Source organism: Acidaminococcus sp. (assembly GCF_050873445.1).
In the GTDB taxonomy this organism is placed as follows: Bacteria; Bacillota; Negativicutes; order Acidaminococcales; family Acidaminococcaceae; genus Acidaminococcus.
Genome location: NZ_JBNMIU010000007.1, coordinates 45,650 through 64,330, shown reverse-complemented (window position 1 = coordinate 64,330; position 18,681 = coordinate 45,650). Strand labels below are relative to the sequence as shown.

The 18,681-nt window shown below is 50.4% G+C and carries 17 protein-coding genes; 10 read left to right on the top strand and 7 right to left on the bottom strand.

The features are described from left to right. Window positions 1-156 precede the first annotated feature (156 nt). The 5 genes from ACR0QW_RS02420 to ACR0QW_RS02400 all read left to right on the top strand — a co-directional run bounded on the left by ACR0QW_RS02420 (window position 157) and on the right by ACR0QW_RS02400 (window position 4,467). Window positions 157-747 (top strand): restriction endonuclease subunit S, encoded by a 591-nt coding sequence (locus tag ACR0QW_RS02420; protein WP_432642135.1) that lies wholly within the window; start codon window positions 157-159, stop codon window positions 745-747. A gap of 139 nt (window positions 748-886) precedes the next feature. Further along, complete coding sequence (locus ACR0QW_RS02415) at window positions 887-1,840, top strand: hypothetical protein (RefSeq protein WP_432642134.1); 954 nt, start codon at window positions 887-889, stop codon at window positions 1,838-1,840. 250 nt (window positions 1,841-2,090) lie between these two features. Continuing rightward, a complete protein-coding gene (locus ACR0QW_RS02410; protein ID WP_432642133.1) occupies window positions 2,091-2,573 on the top strand; it encodes a prolyl-tRNA synthetase associated domain-containing protein in 483 nt (160 codons plus the stop codon). A gap of 259 nt (window positions 2,574-2,832) precedes the next feature. Then, on the top strand, window positions 2,833-3,483 hold the full coding sequence (locus ACR0QW_RS02405) for a PdaC/SigV domain-containing protein (protein WP_432642132.1): 651 nt from the start codon (window positions 2,833-2,835) through the stop codon (window positions 3,481-3,483). Between the two features lie 120 nt (window positions 3,484-3,603). Continuing rightward, window positions 3,604-4,467: a pyridoxamine kinase gene (locus tag ACR0QW_RS02400; protein WP_432642131.1), complete on the top strand. Its 864-nt coding sequence runs from the start codon at window positions 3,604-3,606 to the stop codon at window positions 4,465-4,467. 91 nt (window positions 4,468-4,558) lie between these two features. On the opposite strand, the gene ACR0QW_RS02395 is transcribed toward ACR0QW_RS02400, so the two are convergent. Together ACR0QW_RS02395 and gap are read right to left on the bottom strand one after the other, a co-directional pair. After that, the gene (locus tag ACR0QW_RS02395; protein ID WP_432642130.1) at window positions 4,559-5,737 is read right to left on the bottom strand and encodes an ATP-binding protein; all 1,179 of its coding nucleotides are present in this window, start codon (window positions 5,735-5,737) and stop codon (window positions 4,559-4,561) included. 143 nt (window positions 5,738-5,880) lie between these two features. Then, a complete protein-coding gene (gap, locus tag ACR0QW_RS02390; RefSeq protein WP_432642129.1) occupies window positions 5,881-6,909 on the bottom strand; it encodes a type I glyceraldehyde-3-phosphate dehydrogenase in 1,029 nt (342 codons plus the stop codon). 268 nt (window positions 6,910-7,177) lie between these two features. On the opposite strand from gap, the gene ACR0QW_RS02385 reads away from it, so the two are divergent. From ACR0QW_RS02385 to ACR0QW_RS02370, 4 genes are all read left to right on the top strand, one after another. Continuing rightward, window positions 7,178-7,420: a FeoA family protein gene (locus ACR0QW_RS02385; protein ID WP_432642128.1), complete on the top strand. Its 243-nt coding sequence runs from the start codon at window positions 7,178-7,180 to the stop codon at window positions 7,418-7,420. A gap of 2 nt (window positions 7,421-7,422) precedes the next feature. Further along, on the top strand, window positions 7,423-9,351 hold the full coding sequence (feoB, locus tag ACR0QW_RS02380; RefSeq protein WP_432642127.1) for a ferrous iron transporter B: 1,929 nt from the start codon (window positions 7,423-7,425) through the stop codon (window positions 9,349-9,351). 91 nt (window positions 9,352-9,442) lie between these two features. Beyond that, window positions 9,443-10,678: a peptidase T gene (gene pepT, locus ACR0QW_RS02375; RefSeq protein ID WP_432642126.1), complete on the top strand. Its 1,236-nt coding sequence runs from the start codon at window positions 9,443-9,445 to the stop codon at window positions 10,676-10,678. 283 nt (window positions 10,679-10,961) lie between these two features. Then, complete coding sequence (locus ACR0QW_RS02370; RefSeq protein ID WP_432642125.1) at window positions 10,962-12,194, top strand: dicarboxylate/amino acid:cation symporter; 1,233 nt, start codon at window positions 10,962-10,964, stop codon at window positions 12,192-12,194. Window positions 12,195-12,258: 64 nt separating this feature from the next. Here ACR0QW_RS02370 and ACR0QW_RS02365 read toward each other — a convergent pair whose 3' ends face one another. Genes ACR0QW_RS02365 through ACR0QW_RS02355 form a run of 3 tightly spaced genes read right to left on the bottom strand, consistent with a single transcriptional unit; the run spans window position 12,259 to window position 14,282 of the window. Next, complete coding sequence (locus ACR0QW_RS02365; RefSeq protein WP_432642124.1) at window positions 12,259-12,858, bottom strand: TIGR04100 family radical SAM protein; 600 nt, start codon at window positions 12,856-12,858, stop codon at window positions 12,259-12,261. Window positions 12,859-12,863: 5 nt separating this feature from the next. Then, window positions 12,864-13,424 (bottom strand): TIGR04002 family protein, encoded by a 561-nt coding sequence (locus ACR0QW_RS02360; RefSeq protein WP_432642123.1) that lies wholly within the window; start codon window positions 13,422-13,424, stop codon window positions 12,864-12,866. A gap of 6 nt (window positions 13,425-13,430) precedes the next feature. Further along, complete coding sequence (locus tag ACR0QW_RS02355) at window positions 13,431-14,282, bottom strand: bifunctional hydroxymethylpyrimidine kinase/phosphomethylpyrimidine kinase (protein WP_432642122.1); 852 nt, start codon at window positions 14,280-14,282, stop codon at window positions 13,431-13,433. Between the two features lie 486 nt (window positions 14,283-14,768). Here ACR0QW_RS02355 and lexA point away from each other — a divergent pair, with 486 nt between their 5' ends. Next, complete coding sequence (gene lexA, locus ACR0QW_RS02350) at window positions 14,769-15,392, top strand: transcriptional repressor LexA (protein WP_432642139.1); 624 nt, start codon at window positions 14,769-14,771, stop codon at window positions 15,390-15,392. A gap of 145 nt (window positions 15,393-15,537) precedes the next feature. On the opposite strand, the gene ACR0QW_RS02345 is transcribed toward lexA, so the two are convergent. Further along, on the bottom strand, window positions 15,538-16,782 hold the full coding sequence (locus ACR0QW_RS02345; protein ID WP_432642121.1) for an aminotransferase class I/II-fold pyridoxal phosphate-dependent enzyme: 1,245 nt from the start codon (window positions 16,780-16,782) through the stop codon (window positions 15,538-15,540). A 78-nt stretch (window positions 16,783-16,860) separates the two neighbouring features. Then, window positions 16,861-18,672 carry a GTPase HflX gene (hflX, locus tag ACR0QW_RS02340; protein ID WP_432642120.1) on the bottom strand — a complete coding sequence of 604 codons (1,812 nt, stop codon included), beginning with the start codon at window positions 18,670-18,672 and terminating at the stop codon, window positions 16,861-16,863. Window positions 18,673-18,681 lie beyond the last annotated feature (9 nt).

Below are 18,681 nucleotides of genomic sequence, written 5' to 3'. Positions count from 1 at the left end.
GATACCACATACACATGATTGTGTTCAATAGGTTGGGTCTAAAATGAACACGTCAATTTTAAAGGATTCAAATTGTAGGCTGTCCAATTTTGTGGGTAGGTACTACTCTTAAAAAGTGTCCATACTTATGGGTACAGTATAGAAGGAACGGAGTTCGTGCCGGAGGGATGGAAGAAAGTTTCTTTAGGAGACGCTTATGATTTAAAGGCTGGGAAAAATATAAAAGCCAAAGAAATCAATGAAAAGAAAGATTCTCTTCATTCATATCCCTGTTATGGTGGAAACGGAATTCGTGGATATGTTCAAGCTCCTAATAGAAAAGGGCTTCATCCGATCATAGGTAGACAAGGTGCTCTTTGTGGGAACGTAAATATGGCAGATGGTGAATTCTATGCTACAGAACATGCTGTTGTTGTGACTGATAAAATTCCGTCTGACGCTATTTGGACCTATTACTACCTTACTTATTTAAATTTAAATCAATATGCAACCTCGACCGCACAACCGGGCTTAGCAGTAAGCAATTTAAATAAAATATGGATAATCTTACCACCCTTAGAAGTACAACATAAAGTTTCAAAAGAGCTGATATCGTTATTCCATAGGGAAGATGCTATTAAGAAAGCAGCTCAATCTGCCCTTTCCCAAATCAACCTGCTCAAGAAAAGTATCCTGGCCCGGGCGTTCCGGGGGCAGCTGGGCACCCAGGATCCCTCCGATCCCGATGCCCGGGAACTGCTGTTGTAAATGCTCTGGACGTCCCTTATGGGGGCCGTCCCTACCATGTATCGCACACTATATATTTCCGTACTAATCCCTGTAGATTGGTAATTCCATGGTATAATACAATCGAATAATTTTTGGGGATGGGGTGGATACTATGACCATGAGAACGGAACAAGCCTTGCAGGAATGTCTTAAGTACATCAGGGAAAAGATGAAAGGGAAGGAACCGGAATCTCCAGAAGAAATGAATGCCCTCGTGGCTGAATATATGAAACAGTATCAGGATGTCCAGACTTCCCAGCCGGATTATTTGGAGCTTACACCGGAAAATGCCCGGAACGTCTATGACTGGATGGAGCTGGCCGAAAATGCCCGGACAAAAAAGGAAGAACGCCAATACCTGGAAAACGCACGAAAGCTGGAGCCGAAGAATCTGGATGTACTGGCCCAGCTGATGCTGCTGGACAGCCACAAGAAATCGTTCCAGATTCTGAAAGAGCTTGAAGACCTGCTGGCCCTGGGCAAAAAGGACCTGCAGGAACGGAAGCTGTACAAAGAATCCATGGGTGATTTCTATCAGGTGCTGGAAACCCGTCCCTATATGCGGACTCTTTCCATGTATCTAGGAGGGTTGAAAGATAATTTCATGATCCAGAAGGCCATTGCGGTGTCCAAAGAAATGTTGAAGCTGAACAAGATGGACAATCTGGGAATCCGGTATGATCTGATGGCCCTGTATGTCTACGCAGAAGACGAATTCAATGCCCGGAAACTGATGCGTCAGTTCTCTGACGAAAAAGAGTCCGGCTGGTTCCAACTTCCTATGGCTTTGCTGTATTATCGACTGGAAAAATGGGACGAGGCCCAGAAGCTGGTGGAAGCTTTGAAAAAAGAGTATAAAGCCACCACGTTCAGAAAATTTATCACAGAGAAAAGTGGCTCTTTCAACTTTCTTAGTGACAGGGAGCCGGCGTACTATGAGCCTTATACCCTGAGTGAACTGGAAAGCATCTATTCAAGCAACCTGTTCCTGTGGCTTCCCAACGTGAATTTCTTCGAATGGGTCAAGGAAGTGCTGAAACCTGCCAAAAAGAAAAAAGCAGCAAAGCAATAAGGTACAAAAATACGATATCACACCCAAAATACAGGGGCGAGTCACCATTTAATCGTTTTGTAATGAATGTACGACTTGTATCTGTAGGATCGGCCCATAAGGGACGACCGTTCCCAGGTCTGTCAGCTCCTTTTTATCTATTTGCGTAACGTTCAGGCAACAGCTGACGGAAACGGATCTGGATGAACAGATTCGGAACCTGAAGACCTGTACAGAGAAATTTCCTGTCCGTTTTTCAAGAGTATGAATCATGAATAAAAAAGAAATCTACCAATACCTGACAGCACACCATATCCCTTATGAGGTGACGGAACACAAGGCCGTCTTCCATATGGGAGAATTGGACCCGGCCAAACTGCCTTACCCGGAATGGATGGCCAAAAATCTGTTCATCCGGGATGACAAAAAGCGCAACTATTTTCTGATCACCGTAAAAGGCGAGAAGCGGGTGGAACTGAAAACCTTCCGTAGAGAACATGGCCTGCGGCCCCTGTGCTTTGCCTCTGCAGAAGACCTGCAAGACATCCTGGGCCTGACTCCCGGTTCCGTCACGCCCCTGGGGCTTCTGAACGATAAGGGGAATCAGGTCCATTTCTATATGGACGAGGAGTTTGCCGGGCATAAAATCGGCATCCACCCCAACGACAACACGGCCACAGTCTGGCTGCAGGCAGACGATCTGTTAGAACTGATCCAAAAAGAGGGGAACCCGGTCTCTTGGGCCGCTTTCTGATCTTGAGGCATTCCCTGCATTTCTGCTCAACCGCTGTAGGGAAAAATGCTCTGCTGCGCCTGTCCAGGACCGTTTATCCATGTTTTCGTAGGGGTGCACCAAGACCGGTGAAACCGTGTCGCCCGGTGCGCCCATCCCTGGCCTGTAATGGCTGATTCCTTTGATCAGTATATCATTTTATATTATATTCTCCGGACTTGTGCTATACTGAAAAGTAAGAAAATACATCAAATTAACAAACTCTCTGGAGGTGACCTTTATGAAATGTAAGACTTTATTTGGACTGGTTTTGGCAGGCATTCTTTCCATTTCCGGACTGGCTGCGGCCAGCGTCCACGAAAAGACTTCTTCAGCCATCAATTATAAGATGCGCTACCCGGTGGTAGCCGTAGAGAAGAATGCAGCCGCCCAGACGGCCATCAATGAAGATATCCAAAAATACGTGGACAACTTCCTGACCCAGTATAAGACAGGGAAGTTTCGCAAAGGGGATTTTTCCTACAAGCTTCGCTACGAAGATGACCAGGTGATTTCCCTGACCCTGCAGGATTATCGCTTTAACCAGGGGGCCGCCCACGGGTACACCAATACCTACGGCGTAAACTACAGCAAGATCACCGGGGAAAAGCTGCCACTTTCGTATTTTGTAAAGCTCCGCCCGGAAGATAAGATGACCGTACTGAACCAACCCATCATCAACAGCAGGGGGGAAAGGATACCCCTGCAGAAAACCTTTGCCACGGGCCGATACACTTCCACCATCGAGATTTCCAGCAACTACTACATGCTGGGTGGCGGCGCTATCGCCTTGCTCTATCCGCCCTATAAACTGGCCTGCTACGCCATGGGTACTCTGCACATCAATCTGTCTCCCCAGATGATCGACTACTTTAATAGGAAAAATCAATAAATTGGCTCTGGCCTCTGACCAAAAGATACCAGCTTTGCTGGCTATAATCAAAATAGAATTCTGGTAAGGTAAATCCCATGATATAATAAAGGAAAATGCCTTTAAGGAGGAATTATACCCATGAAAATAAAACGTGTCCTGGCCATCCATGATCTTTGTTCTTTCGGCCGCTGTTCTCTGACAGCTGCCATCCCGGTGCTTTCCGCCATGGGGAATCAGGTCTGCCCGTTCCCGACGGCTCTTTACAGCAACAACCTGACTTACGGAAAGTTTGTTTCCCGGGATTTGACGGATCTGATGCCCGGCTATATGGATCAGTGGCAGGAACTGCAGCTGCCCTTCGATGCCATCTACAGCGGCTTCCTGGCCGGCCCGGACCAGGTGGAAGCTGTGATTTCCGCCATCGACCGGTTCGCTGCCGACGATCAGCTGGTGATTGTAGACCCGGCCATGGGGGACGATGGGAATTTGTACCCGGTATTCGACGAAACCATGGTGGAAGCCATGAAGAAGCTGGTAGCCAGAGCCGGCGTGATTACCCCCAACTACACGGAAGCCTGCCTGTTAACGGGTACACCCTATAAAACGGATGCCCCTACGGACGACGATCTGGATACCCTGTGTGAAAAACTACTGAAGCTGGGGCCACGAGCTGTGGTAGTAACCAGTGTCCCCTGCGGCGAAGGTAAAATCCGCATTGCCAGCATGGAAAAAAATTCCTTGTTCCCGGAATCCTATTGGGTCACCAAACAGCCCTTTGCCACCTGTGGTACAGGGGATGTGTTCACAAGTGCCCTGGCAGGTTATTTGCTGAACGGCCGGGATCTGACCCGCAGCGTCCAGGAAGCTTCCGATTTTCTGAGTTTCGTCATCGATACTACCTTGAAAGCAGGGACAGATCCCCATGAAGGGGTCGTGCTGGAAGGCTGTCTGTGGAAACTGCTGGTTCCCCAGACGAAAAATTGTACGACCTGCATGGCCTGACGGCCAGTCACTGATTATTAGCTGAAGGAATCCAGTCAATGCTGGCAATAAAGCAATAAATAAGGAGCTGTCATCTGGCAGCTCCTGTTTTTTATTCAAATTCTTCCAAAAAACTATGTTCCTTCCCGTGCTGCTTGTATTTCAGCACTGTATCCAGGTTCACGTTTTCCAGAGCGTGGAAAATGTTGGCGGGTACCTGGGAATTATCCGCCTCCAGTCTGGCAATCAGTTTCTTCACTTCCAGCCGCTTGGAATCAGTGGTTCCGTCCGTATGGCAGGTGGAACAGGTTTCCGTGAACTTGCAGGCGCACTGGATAAAGTACAAGCTGTTCTCATCCCGCCAGCTTTTGATGTCCGCTTCCCGCACGTAGTACAGAGGCCGCAGCAGTTCCATCTCCGGGCAGCTGGTACTTTTCAGCCGGGGCAGCATGGTGCGGATGGCTCCGGAATACAGCATGCTCATCAGGTTGGTCTCGATCACATCATCGAAATGATGCCCCAGGGCAATCTTGTTGCAGCCCAGCTCCCGTGCCTTGCGGTACAGGTATCCACGGCGCATCTTGGCGCATAAATAACAGGGATTGTCCTCCACATGGAACACATTTTCGAAGATATCCGTGGAAAAGAAAGTAAGGGGAACCTGCAGCAGCTTGGCGTTTTCCTCGATGACCTTCCGGTTCATTTCGTTATACCCCGGGTCCATGCACAGGAACACCAGTTCAAAAGGGAACTTGTTATGGCGTTTCAGCTCCTGGAAGCATTTGGCCATGAGCATGGAGTCCTTGCCACCGGAAATACACACAGCAATTTTATCCCCGGGCTGGAGCATGTCGTAGTCGCAGATGGCCTGGACGAATTTGCTCAGGATCCGCCGCTTGTATTTCCGGCGCAGAGAAGTCTCGATCCGTTTCAGCCGGTTGGCATCCTCTGCCGCCAACGCCGCATCTTTTTCCAGTTTCCGCTGCAGCCACAGAGAGTAACCGCCCGTAAGGGAAACAGCCGTATAGCCCTGATCCCGCAGATTGGCCGCCAGCCCCAGGCTGACCTTGCCCCACATACAGATGCACACCAGCAGTTTGTCTTCTGGCAGATCCACAGCACCCTGCTGCAGATCCAGCGGGTTCAGATTCACAGCACCGGGCAGGGATCCCCGGCCAAAAGCGGCCTCGTCCCGAATATCCATCAGATAGACCTGGTCGGCCGGCAGCTTTGCCAGCTCCGCCAGCGAAATTTCAGCCCGATTCTCCCAGGCATCAGTCAAAGCAGTCATGTATGGGTACTTCCTTTTCTTCAATATAATAGAACTATTTTACCAATAAAAGCAGCCGATGGCAAATCTTTACCATCGGTCAGTGACTTGAGCATGTCAGCGAAAAACAGGAACCGCTGCAGAGATTCCTGTTTTCGGTACAATCAATGTGTCTGATTGTAGTTATCCATGGAGGCAATCAGATCCAGCACCTTGCTGGAATATCCGAATTCGTTGTCGTACCAGGCGATCACCTTCACAAAGTGATCCGTCAGGGCAATACCTGCCTTGGCATCGAAGATGGAAGTATAGGGGCAGCCCAAGAAGTCGGAAGATACCACATCTTCATCGGTGTAAGCCAGGATTCCTTTCAGATTGGTTTCGGAGGCCTTTTTCATGGCGGCGCAAATTTCATCGTAGGCAGCCGGCTTCTTCAGGTTCACGGTCAGGTCGACCACTGATACATCCAGTGTCGGCACCCGCATGCTCATACCGGTCAGTTTGCCGGTCAATTCCGGAATGACTTTGCCCACAGCCCTGGCAGCCCCGGTGGAAGAGGGGATGATGTTGCAGGCGGAAGCACGGCCGCGGCGCCAATCCTTCACGGACGGGCCATCCACTGTATGCTGGGTAGCGGTAATAGAATGTACTGTAGTCATCAGTCCGGATTCAATGCCGAAGGCATCATTCAATACCTTGGCTACCGGTGCCAGGCAGTTGGTGGTGCAGGAAGCGTTGGAAACGATTTTTTCGCCATGGTAGGTGTCGGAATTCACGCCCATGACGTACATATCCGGCTGCTTGCCGTCAGCGCCCTTTTTGGAGGGAGCGGACAACACCACATATTTGGCCCCTGCTTCCAGGTGCTTGGAAGCCAGTTCGTTGGTCAGGAAGCGGCCTGTACATTCTACTATATAGTCTGCACCCACTTTGTCCCAGGCCAGGCCAGCCGGATCTTTTTCCGCCGTAATACGGATCTTGCGGCCGTTTACTACCAGATCCCCGTCTTTTTCATCGATTTCGACACTGCCGGGGAAGCGGCCGTGCACCGAATCATATTTCAGCAAATAAGCCATATAGTCCAGCGGCAGAAGATCATTGATGGCAACTACCTGGATGTCATCCCGCTGTTCTGCCACCCGCAGTACGAAACGCCCGATACGTCCAAATCCGTTGATTCCGATTTTAATCATAATCGATTCACCGCTCTTTCTATATAATCAGTGTATGGGTTGTCTTTAGGAATTCCCTTATCTATATTATGACAGCGCAGGACATTTTTTACAACCCATGGACGCTATTTGTCCCTCTTGCTTTCAAAGTGCTTTGACTAGCAGGACTTTCCCCTATGGAAACTGTAACAAAATTACAGAACTTATGACTACTTGCAAAACTTCATGGAACATGCTACCATACGGTTAGAAATAACTAACTAATTGTAATATATAAGGAGGCTGACATATGAAAGAAAATCAAAAAGTATTGGCGCAGATGATGCCTGGCAGCCGGGGCATTATCACCGGACTTGCCGAGGAAGGCAGTATCCGTCAGCGGCTGGAGGATTTAGGCTTTGTGGATGGGGCCCCGGTGGACTGTGTGGAAAAAAGTCCCCTGGGAGATCCCTGTGCCTACCGGATCTGCGGAACCATCATCGCCCTGCGGCAGGAAGATGCCTGCCGGATTACCGTAGCAGAGAAGGCGTGACCATGGAACCCAAGCAGGGTCTTCCCGAGTTAGCTTTATCTATCTCAGGATTGGTAATCCATAAAAAACATCCTTCCGACAAAATCATCGCCCTGGCCGGCAATCCCAATGTGGGCAAGTCCACAGTGTTCAACGCCCTTACCGGACTGCATCAGCATACAGGAAACTGGCCCGGCAAAACCGTCATGAACGCCCAAGGCTATTTCGAGCACAAGGGCCGGGGCTATATCCTGGTGGACCTGCCCGGCTGCTATTCCCTGCGGACCCGTTCGGAAGAAGAAGTGGCTGCCCACAACTTCCTCTGTTACGGCCATCCCGATGGGGTCATCGTGGTGTGCGATGGAAGCTGTTTGGAACGAAACCTGAACCTGGCCCTGCAGATCCTGGAAATGGGGCAGAAGGTCATCCTCTGTGTCAATCTGCTGGACGAGGCTGAAAAGCGGGGGATGAAGTTCCGCCTGGACCTGCTGAGCAAGCGTCTGGGTGTGCCTGTAGTGGGTACTGCAGCCCGTGAAGGAAAGGGGCTGCCGGAATTGCTCCAGGCCCTGGAGGTCCTGGACTCCTGCAATTCCCACCCGGCACTGCCCGATTTCCTGGTACAAACCCGGAAGCTCTCACCCGAAACCCAGACAAGCCGCAATTTTCGATTTGCCCGACAGCTGTGCGAAGAAGTCGTAGAGATGCCCCCGATAGAAACTGACCGGGCAGACCGGAAACTGGACAACCTGTTCACCAGCAAATTTACTGGATTTCCCATTATGCTGCTCATGCTGCTGGGAATTTTCTGGATCACCATCTGGGGCGCCAACATTCCCTCCGATCTGCTGGCCGATCTGCTGTTCTCTCCATTAGATGGATGGAAGGCCACTCTGACGGCCTGTAACGTCAATCCTGCTTTCATCAGTCTGCTGCTGGATGGGGTGTATCGGGTGACGGCCTGGGTTATCAGCGTCATGTTACCGCCCATGGCCATCTTCTTCCCTCTATTCACCTTGTTGGAAGATTTCGGTTACCTGCCCCGGGTGGCCTTCAATCTGGACCGGTGCTTCAAAAACTGCGGAGCCTGCGGCAAACAGGCCCTGACCATGTGTATGGGGTTCGGATGCAATGCAGCCGGGATCACCGGCTGCCGGATCATCGATTCCCCACGGGAACGGCTCATCGCCATGATCACCAACAACTTCGTACCCTGTAACGGCCGGTTTCCCACTTTGATCACCATCATCACCCTGTTCTTGCTGGGCACTAGTGAAGAGGGCCCTCTGACTACCCTGAAAGGTGCCGGCATCCTGGTACTGGTGATTTTATTGGGTGTAGTCCTTACCCTGGCAGTATCCAAACTCCTGTCCCATACAGTACTGAAAGGGGTTCCGTCTTCCTTCACACTGGAATTGCCGCCTTACCGGCGTCCCCAGATTTTCAAGGTGTTGATCCGCAGCATCCTGGACCGGACCATCAAGGTGCTGGGACGGGCCGTCACCGCCGTTGTTCCCGCCGGCCTGATTATCTGGATTATGGCCAATGTGACCGTAGGGCAGGGGACCCTGCTGCAGCACCTGACCGGTTTTCTGGACCCGCTGGGACATCTGATGGGACTCGATGGAACCATCCTGGCCGGGTTCATTCTGGGTCTTCCCGCCAACGAAATCGTCATGCCGCTGATCATCATGACCTACCTGCAGCAGGGAAGCCTGCTGGAAATCAGCGGCCCCGCCCTGCATAACCTTCTGGTGGCTCACGGCTGGACCTGGAACACTGCCGTCTGCATGATTCTGTTCACCTTGCTTCACTGGCCCTGCGCCACCACGCTGCTCACCATGCACAAAGAAAGCCAGAGCCTGCGCTGGACCGCCATGGCCTTCCTGGTCCCCACCATCTGCGGCATCCTGCTGTGCATGCTGGTCCATGTTCTCCTGAAGCTGGCAGCATAGCCAATTCATGTTCTTTTTTTGACATTCTGTTTTTCCCATCTTATACTAGCAATAGATACTACAACCATAAACCGGAAAGGAATGCATACCCATGGAAAACTTACAGGAAAAACTACTCCAGCGGTTTGAAGATTATATTTCTTTCAACACCCAGTCCAGCGAAGCCAATATCCAGGTTTCTCCCAGTACGCCCAATCAGCTGGTGCTGGCGAAGCACCTGGCGGAAGAACTGAAAGCACTGGGGCTCAGCGACGTGTCTCTGGATGACCACGGATATGTGATGGCTACCCTGCCGGCCAATTGCAGTGAAAAAGGTCCGGTGATCGGGTTCATTTCCCATATGGATACAGCTCCAGACGCTCCTGGCGGCCCTGTGAAACCTGTACTGGTGAAAGATTATGATGGAAAAGACATCGTCTTGAACAAAGAGAAGGACATCATCTTTTCTACGAAAGATTTTCCGGAAGTGCTCCGCTATAAGAGACAGGACATTCTGTTCACCGATGGTACCACACTCCTGGGGGCAGATGACAAAGCCGGTATCACTGCCATTGTGACAGCCATGGAATATTTCCTGGCTCATCCCGAAATAAAGCACGGTACCCTGCGCATCGGCTTTACCCCCGATGAAGAAGTAGGGCGGGGGACTCAGTATTTCGACGTAAAAAAATTCGGTGCTGATTTTGCCTATACAGTGGACGGCGGTGAACTGGGCGGTCTGGAATACGAAAACTTCAATGCGGCCAATGCAGTGATCACCTTCCACGGTCGCAGTGTCCATACTGGTTCTGCCAGAGGCAAGATGAAAAATGCCCTGACCCTGGCAGGAGAATGGCAGCAGCTGCTGCCGGCCGGTGAGAAACCGGAGTACACGGAAGCCCGTGAAGGTTTCTTCCATGTGTACGGCATCAGCGGCACGGTAGAAATCTGCCGCATGGACATGCTGATCCGGGATCACGACAAACAGAAATTCGAAGCCAGGAAAGTACTCCTGGAAAAGATGGCGGATTTCTTTAATGCCAAATATGGCGCTGGCAGTGTAGCAGTAAACAGCCATGATGTGTATTACAATATGCTCAGTGTCATCGAGAACGGCCATATGGATGTAGTGGAACGGGCCCAAAAGGCCATGAAAAAAATAGGTGTGACACCCGTCATCAGTCCCATCCGAGGCGGTACAGACGGAGCCGTACTCTCTTATAAAGGGCTGCCCTGCCCGAATCTGTTCACAGGTGGAGCCAACTTCCACGGCCGGTTCGAGTACCTGCCCCTGCAATCACTGGAAAAAGCCTGCAAAACTGTGATTGCCATTGCGGAAGAAGAGTAAATGATTCCCACTGGAAGGCCAGGGAAGGGGGGGTACCGGGCAATACGGCTGTGCCGGTCTTGGTACTCCCTACAAAAAAGCATGGCAGAATGATTGACATACACCGTAGGGGCGTACCAGGACTCGCGTAGCGATGTCGCCCGGTGCGCCCGCTCCTTATATGCTCTGTTTGTAATTTTCTGAAAAATCCCTGTACGAATATCTGTAAATATGCTATAATGGCTGTACTGCGAAAGGTTACAGTTTTATGCTTTTCTCATGTTCCTGAAAGGGGTAGTTTACTATGGATGCTGTCCAACCGAAGAAAAAGAAGATGCCACTGGCGATTCAGATTTTCATCGCTCTGATTTTGGGGATCATCGCCGGATTGGCACTGCAGGGGAATGTTTCCTTTGCCATCAATTACATCAAACCATTCGGCATGATTTTTCTGAATCTTGTAAAATTTGTAGTAGGACCCATTGTCCTTTTTTCCATCATGGCAGGGGTGGTTTCCCTCAGTGACATTCGGAAAGTAGGCTCCATCGGAGGCATCACCCTGGTCTATTATTTCTTTACCACTGCCATTGCCATCACCATCGGCCTGCTCGTCGCCAACAGTTTCAAAGACTCTTTCCCGGCACTTTCTACCGCAAATTTGGCCTTTAAAGTCAAGAATTCCAATCCCGGCTTCATGAAAATGATCGTGGATCTGTTCCCCTCCAACTTCATTGCCCCGTTGAACAGCAGTAACATGCTACAGGTCATCGTCATGGCTATTTTGATCGGCATCGCCATCATCGCCCTGGGCAGGAAAGGAGAAAAGGCGGCTGAATTCATCAACACCTGGAACGACGTGTTCATGAAAGTCATGGAAATGATTCTGTCCTTGTCTCCCATTGGCGTGTTCTGCCTGCTGTGCCCGGTAGTGGCTCAGAATGGCCCGGCAGTCATCGGCTCTCTGGCCAAAGTCATCCTTTGTGCATACATCGCCTATGCACTGCATGCCATTATCGTATATTCCCTGGCTGTACGAGCCATTGGTGGAATGAGCCCGCTGAAGTTTTTCAAGGGAATGATGCCTGCCATGATTTTTGCTTTTTCCAGTGCTTCCTCCGTAGGGACCCTGCCCATTAACATGGAATCTGCCACCAAGTTGGGAGCTTCCAAGGAAGTAGTCAGCTTTACCCTGCCTCTGGGTGCCACCATCAACATGGATGGCACTGCCATCTATCAGGGAGTCTGTGCTGTATTCATTGCTTCCTGCTATGGCATCGACCTTACTCTTCCTCAGATGCTGACCATCGTACTGACTGCCACCCTGGCGTCCGTAGGGACGGCTGGTGTACCCGGTGCCGGAATGATTATGCTGGCCATGGTCCTGGCTTCCGTAAACCTGCCGGTGGATGGCATCGCACTGGTTGCCGGTGTGGACCGGATCTTCGATATGGGGCGTACCACTCTAAATATCACCGGAGACGCCTCCTGTGCCATTATCGTCTCGCATATCCTTGAAGGAAGAAAGAAAAACAGCTGATATCAAATCAAAAACGGGGGTGTGAAAAAATTCACACCCCCGTCACTTTGGAAGAAGGATTTTATCAACTGAAATGCCGTACCCGCAGCTTGATGCCACATTTTTCAGCTACTTTTCGGCTGGCTTCAATTTGATCCGGAGGCAGTACATCCACCACTGTCATCCGGGTATCAGGAATGGCTTTCTTGCACTCCCGGGCGAAATCAAGCATGGCCTGATAGGCTCCTGGCAGAGTAGGGCGGGTCACCTTGTTGTAATCCGCTTCATCCGGTGCATTCAGGCTGATGGAAACTGCATCCAGGACCTGAGCCAGTTCCGGAACGATATCCCGCTTGTTTTCCAGGTTACCTAATCCATTGGTATTCACCCGCAGTTTCAGTTCCGGGTGAATTTTTTTTACGTATCGGGCCGTTGTCAGCATCAAATCCAGAGCACAGGTAGGTTCTCCATACCCGCAGAATACCAACTCTTTATAATCGGTAAAATCAAAGGCATCCACAGCCGTCTTCACCTGTTCCCAGGTCGGATTGACTTTATGCCACAGAGTAGAAGCATCCCCGATGCCCTCATGCTGGAACCGCACACAGAACGTACAGCGGCAGTTGCACAGATTGGTCAGATTAGCGTATACACCATCTTTATACGTATATAAAATTTTTGCCATTTCTATCATCCCTTCTCCGAAGCAGACAGTTTGGAACTGCCACTTACAAAAAGCTTGTCTTTGATATCCTGCTTATCCAGCACACCCGCCACCAGATAGAAGAACAGCAGGCTGCCGCCCGATTGCAGGGCACTGCCCAGCACAGATGTGATCAAAGCCGCATACTGGCCGAAAATCAGGCCTTCTGCCAAATAATACCCGATGGTGGAAATAATCCAGGAAATGAACGGTGCAATCCGGTTCCGGGTACACAGCAGATTCCGTGCCTTCCAGGTAAAAGGCAGCGTGATCAATGCCTTGATGATGATCGTAGCCGGGGCCCACATGGGCGAAGTAAGAAGATCTGCCAGTCCGCCACCGATGGCTGCCGCCAATAGCGCATAAGGCTGGGGAAGCAGAGCTGCTGCTACATAAATCAGAGTATCGCCGAAATGCAGATATCCGCCATTGGCACCCAGGGGGATGTGGCAGATATAAGCAGTGAACAAGCAGATCAGTGCCGCAAAAAGTCCCGTGAGCACCAGCAGCCGCATTTTTTCCTGTTGGGTTCTCTGTTTCATAGACATAGACAATCATTCCTTTCCTAATAAAGAGAGATAGGGTTCATAATTGACCCCGTCATTAAAAAGTGTTCCTTCCATTTTAGAAGAACGGATGGCACTGCCAATGAAATTTCCAGCCAGCTGTGCTCCCTGGGCCAAACTCCGGCCCTGCAGCTGGCTTCCCAGGAGCACCGCCGCGAACAAATCTCCGGTGCCAGAATAAGTACCGCCCAGGTGGGGGAAGGTCACCGGTTTCATCGGGCCCTGATCCATCACCAGATTGGTGACCAGGTGTTCACCTGAAGATGAAGAGTGGGGGATACCGGTAATGACCAGCTTCTTTTCATGATAAATAGATGCTTTTTCCTGCAGTGTCTGAAACAGGGCTTCCGGATCTTCCTGGCCCAGTTTGAGCATTGGTCCTATTTCTGTACCTGTCAGGATACAGAACTCCGTCAGATTGGGGGTCAGGATATCCGCCCGCCTGGCCAGCTTCTCCATGGCCTGTATGGACGCTTTCGAAAATCCCCGATACACATGGCCATTGTCGCCCAGCACCGGATCGCAAAGATACAAAGTACCCGGTTGCTGAAATGCATCCAGGAAAGCTTCCACACAATCTGCAGCCTCCGGCGTAGCCAGATACCCGGAAAGGATACCTTGAAACGATGCACCCAGTCGCTGCCAGTGAAGACGATATGCATCCATATGGTCGGTAAAAGAAACACACCGATAATCCGGATATCCGGTCTGGGTAGTCAGGATTGCCGTAGGCAACGGACAGCATTCCAGACCCATGGCAGCCAGGACGGCAATATCAGCCGTTAAGGAACATCGTCCCAAGCCGGACAGATCATTGATGGCAGCAACACGTTGATGCATAGTAAGAACTCCTTTGGTAAAGATGTCAGTTTGTGTATGAGTCTTGTTATACCACGGAGGACTTTGACAAAAAAGAACCAATTCGAGAATTTTTTAAACAGAACTGTGCACGTTTTCATAGCAATCCTATTGTAGTGGACAACGTCCCCTGCAATTTTATCCACATTATTTAACATAATATATATTATAGGACGTAAAATTTTCTTAAAAATAGGTGTCCATTTCTGCTGAAACACTTTTCTCCTTTTTTATAAAGTAAGACTTCCTGGAACTCAAACGCTTGTTTGACACACAATTGTTTTCTTGTTATACTTAATAAAAGTATAATTAGCTGAATTGATTCCAAAGCTGATATTCCGTTCGCCTGGATTATCGGCAGTTTGATGAAATATCTTGAATCATGCTATTCCATTTTTACTTTGAATGATATTGTTTTACCGATACGATAAGGAGAGTTGTCCTATGTCTGAAGCGACTGATAAGAAAATGGGTTCCCGAGGCACCATCAATGCCCGTCAGAGCCAGATTCTCGACTATATCAAACAATATATCTTTTCCAACGGGTACCCCCCTTCGGTCCGTGAAATTGGCAAAGCTGTAGGGCTTTCTTCCAGTGCCTCTGTACACAATAACTTGAAGAAGCTGGCAGAAGCCGGTTTTGTGAGCTGGGATCCGGAAAAGCCCCGCACCTATGGCCTGACGGAAGAAATCAGCTGGCGAAAAAAAAGCATGGTCCCCGTTCCTCTGGTTGGTGCCGTCCATGCCGGTGATCCTATGCTTGCTGTGGAAAACATCGAAGACACCTACCCCATTCCCCTGGATTTGATTGGCTGTAAGGAAGATGTATTCATGATGGTAGTCGAAGGCGACAGTATGAAAGATGCTGGTATCCTGGATCATGATTATGTGTTTGTGCGGAAACAGAATTATGCTACCAATGGCGATATCGTAGTTGCCCTGATCAATGGTGAGGAAACCACCATCAAACGATATTTCCGGGAGCTGAAACAGATTCGTCTGCAACCAGAAAATGATGCCTACACCCCTATTGTTGGCACTGATAACATTGAAATCAAAGGAAAAGTCATCGCTGTTTTCCGGACGCTGTAATAAAAAACAATGAAAAAATCGTCTCTGAAATTGACTTCAGAGACGATTTTTTGTGTTATACATATACTTTATAGTAAAACCATCAAAAAACGCTCACAGATAGAATTTAGCCATCTGTGAGCAATTTTTATATTTTAAAGCTTTTTTACTTTCCTTGCTTTGCCATAATCTGCTTGGCAGCTGCCATGACAGCAATCCGGCCGTGTTCAAAAGTCAATCCACCCTGCATGAAGACTTTATACGGAGCACGCATGGGACCATCCGCGCTGAGTTCAATGGAAGCACCCTGCACAAAGGTACCGGCTGCCATAATGATATCGTCCTGGTAACCCGGCAACGGAGACGGCACCGGTGTTACATGAGCATCGATGGGAGAATGAGCCTGGATGGCTTCGCAGAAGGCACACAGGTTCTCCGGAGTTTTCAAGGTGATGGTCTGGATGATGTCACTGCGCACGTCATCAGGCAGCGGAGAAACTTCAAAGCCCAGAGACTGGAACACAGAAGCGGCGAACATGGAGGTCTTCACAGCCTGCAACGCCACATGCGGTGCCATAAACAGACCCTGATAGAATTCCCGGGCCGTGTCTCCCAGCGTGCAGCCCATCTCACCGCCCAGACCGGGAGCAGTCAGACGATAGGAGGCCTGTTCCACCAGCTCTTTTTTACCTACGATATAGCCACCGGTAGGTGCAAAACCACCGCCCAGGTTCTTGATCAGGGAGCCGGCCATCAAATCAGCACCCACTTCCGTAGGTTCCTTTTTTTCAATAAATTCTCCGTAGCAGTTATCTACGAAACAGATAATATCTGGACGAACGGCCTTCACAGCCTCAAAAATTTCTCCGATTTCAGCCACAGTCAAAGTCTTCCGCTTGCTGCTGTAGCCGCAAGAGCGCTGTACGTGGATCAGACGGGTTTTGGGAGTGATAGCAGCCAGCAGAGCAGGGATATCAGGATGATCGCCCTCCATGGGAATTTCCTTGTAGGTAACACCCATATCCACCAGGCTGCCCGGGGCCTTTACCGGCGAGCCAATGATAGTCTGCATGGTATCGTAGGGTTCGCCAGTAGCGCCAATCATTTCATCGCCAGGTTTCAGATTGCCCAGCAGGGCCACAGCCAGAGCGTGGGTGCCAGAAACAAACTGAGAACGGACCAGGGCAGCTTCCGTCCTGAAAATATCCGCATAGATCAGATCCAGCTGATCCCGTCCCACATCGGAATAACCGTAGCCGGTAGTGGGTTTCAAGTAGTAATCAGCTACCTGATGTTTGGCAAAAGCATCCAATACCTTTTTGGTATTGACCAGAGCCGCTTCTTCATGAATTTTGGTATGCTGGGCTACGGTGTTCAGCGCTTTCCGTTCAATTTCATCCCATTGGATCATTTTATAAATACTCCTCATCTATCAATTGCAGGCTTACCAGGCGTAATCACTTCGCGACCCTTAGTAAGCTCCTACGGATTATTGTTGATAAGCCGATAATTGATCGGCCATTGCTTTCTTCATTTTGGCTTTTACCAGGATACCCTGGTCACCGTATTCCTCACTGATGATCTTGGCATCGTTGTGGAGTTGAGCTGCTACCCTGCTTTCAGCGTAGGGGATGCACAGGGTAATTTCCGTCATATCCTGTCCCAGCATATCGGCCATAACCTGGAGCAGCTGGGCGATTCCGTCACCTGTCTTTGCCGAAACACAGACGGTGTGTCCCTCCTGTTCCAATCGATGCTGCATCCCCTCGAACTGGTGCAGCTTGTCCACCTTATTGTACACGGTCAGGATGGGCTTATCGGTAACTTCCAGCTCCTGAAGTACCTGGTACACAGCTTCGGCCTGTTCCCTGTAAAGCTCATGGGAACAATCGATCACATGGACCAGCAGGTCTGCATCCTTCACCACTTCCAGGGTAGATTTGAAGGCTGCTACCAGTTGATGGGGCAGCCGCTGGATGAACCCTACGGTATCTGTCAGGGTACACACGTCACCGTCCGGTAATTCCAGCTGACGGGTAGTAGGGTCCAATGTAGCAAACAGCTGATCCTGGGCATAGATATCCGAATGGGTCAGCTGGTTCAACAGAGTACTCTTGCCGGCGTTGGTATAGCCCACCAAACATACCTGTTTCACTTCACTCTTGTTCCGGGCCCGCTGCTGCTGTTTCCGGTTTCCCTTCATTTTCCGGATCTGTTCCTCCAGGAAGGCAATCCGATCTCTGATCCGGCGTCGGTCCACTTCTAGTTTGGTTTCGCCTGGTCCACGGGTCCCGATACCGCCACCCAGCCGGGAAAGACTGGTGCCCTGCCCCATGATTCGGGGCAGCATGTACTGCAGCTGGGCAAGTTCTACCTGTAGCTTGCCTTCACTGGTTTTGGCCCGTTTGGCAAAGATGTCCAGGATTAGGCCGGTACGATCGATGATCCGTACGCCCAGAGCTCGTTCCAGGTTCCGCTGCTGAGCCGGAGACAGTTCATCGTCGAAGATGCACAAATCAATATCCTCCTGCTGAGCAAACAGAGCCATTTCCTGTACCTTACCCTTACCGATGAAGAACACTGGATCCGGTTTCGGCCGACTCTGGACGAATTTTCCAATGACCTGCGCACCGGCCGTTTCAGCCAGCTGTCCCAGCTCTTCCACGGAATCTTCAGCGCTCCAGCGGGTATCCAGATTTCCCCAGGCTAAGGATACCAGCATGGCCCGTTCCGGTCCTTCTTCTAAATTGTGATTCCGGGACCGTTTGGCCAGCAGCTTTTCAATCAGATGGACCATATTACCGAAAGGCATGGCTGCCACGTCCTTAACCCGATAAGGGCCGAACTCCTGGAGAACCGGCTGGTGATCATCATTCAGATCGGTGATCATGGCAAAGCTCAACGCCGGTTCGCTGTCCGCAGTCTCCCAGGCCATGGCTGCCATGGCATCGAAGCGCAAATCCCGCAGTGCGGAGAAATCCACACCGCTGAGCCGGGGTGCACCATGAGGGTGGGTGTGAACACAGGTTACCCCGCACAGCCGGTTCTGACTACGCCGGGATTCCACCTGGGGCAGATCTACATGACAGTCACTGCCCACGGCCACCGCCGTCACTTTGCCCTTCCGGTCGATGTACAGAGAGATTTCCCGGTTGATTTCGTCCGAAAGGTTGCGCAAAACAAGGGCCAACTCATGACTAATCAGTTGGCCCTCGTCGGCTCTTTGCTCATAGATCGCTTCCAATTGGGTAAGGACCTGTTTCTTCAGACCCTCCGTCCTTCCGTAGATCGTTTGAGACATAAGAGAACT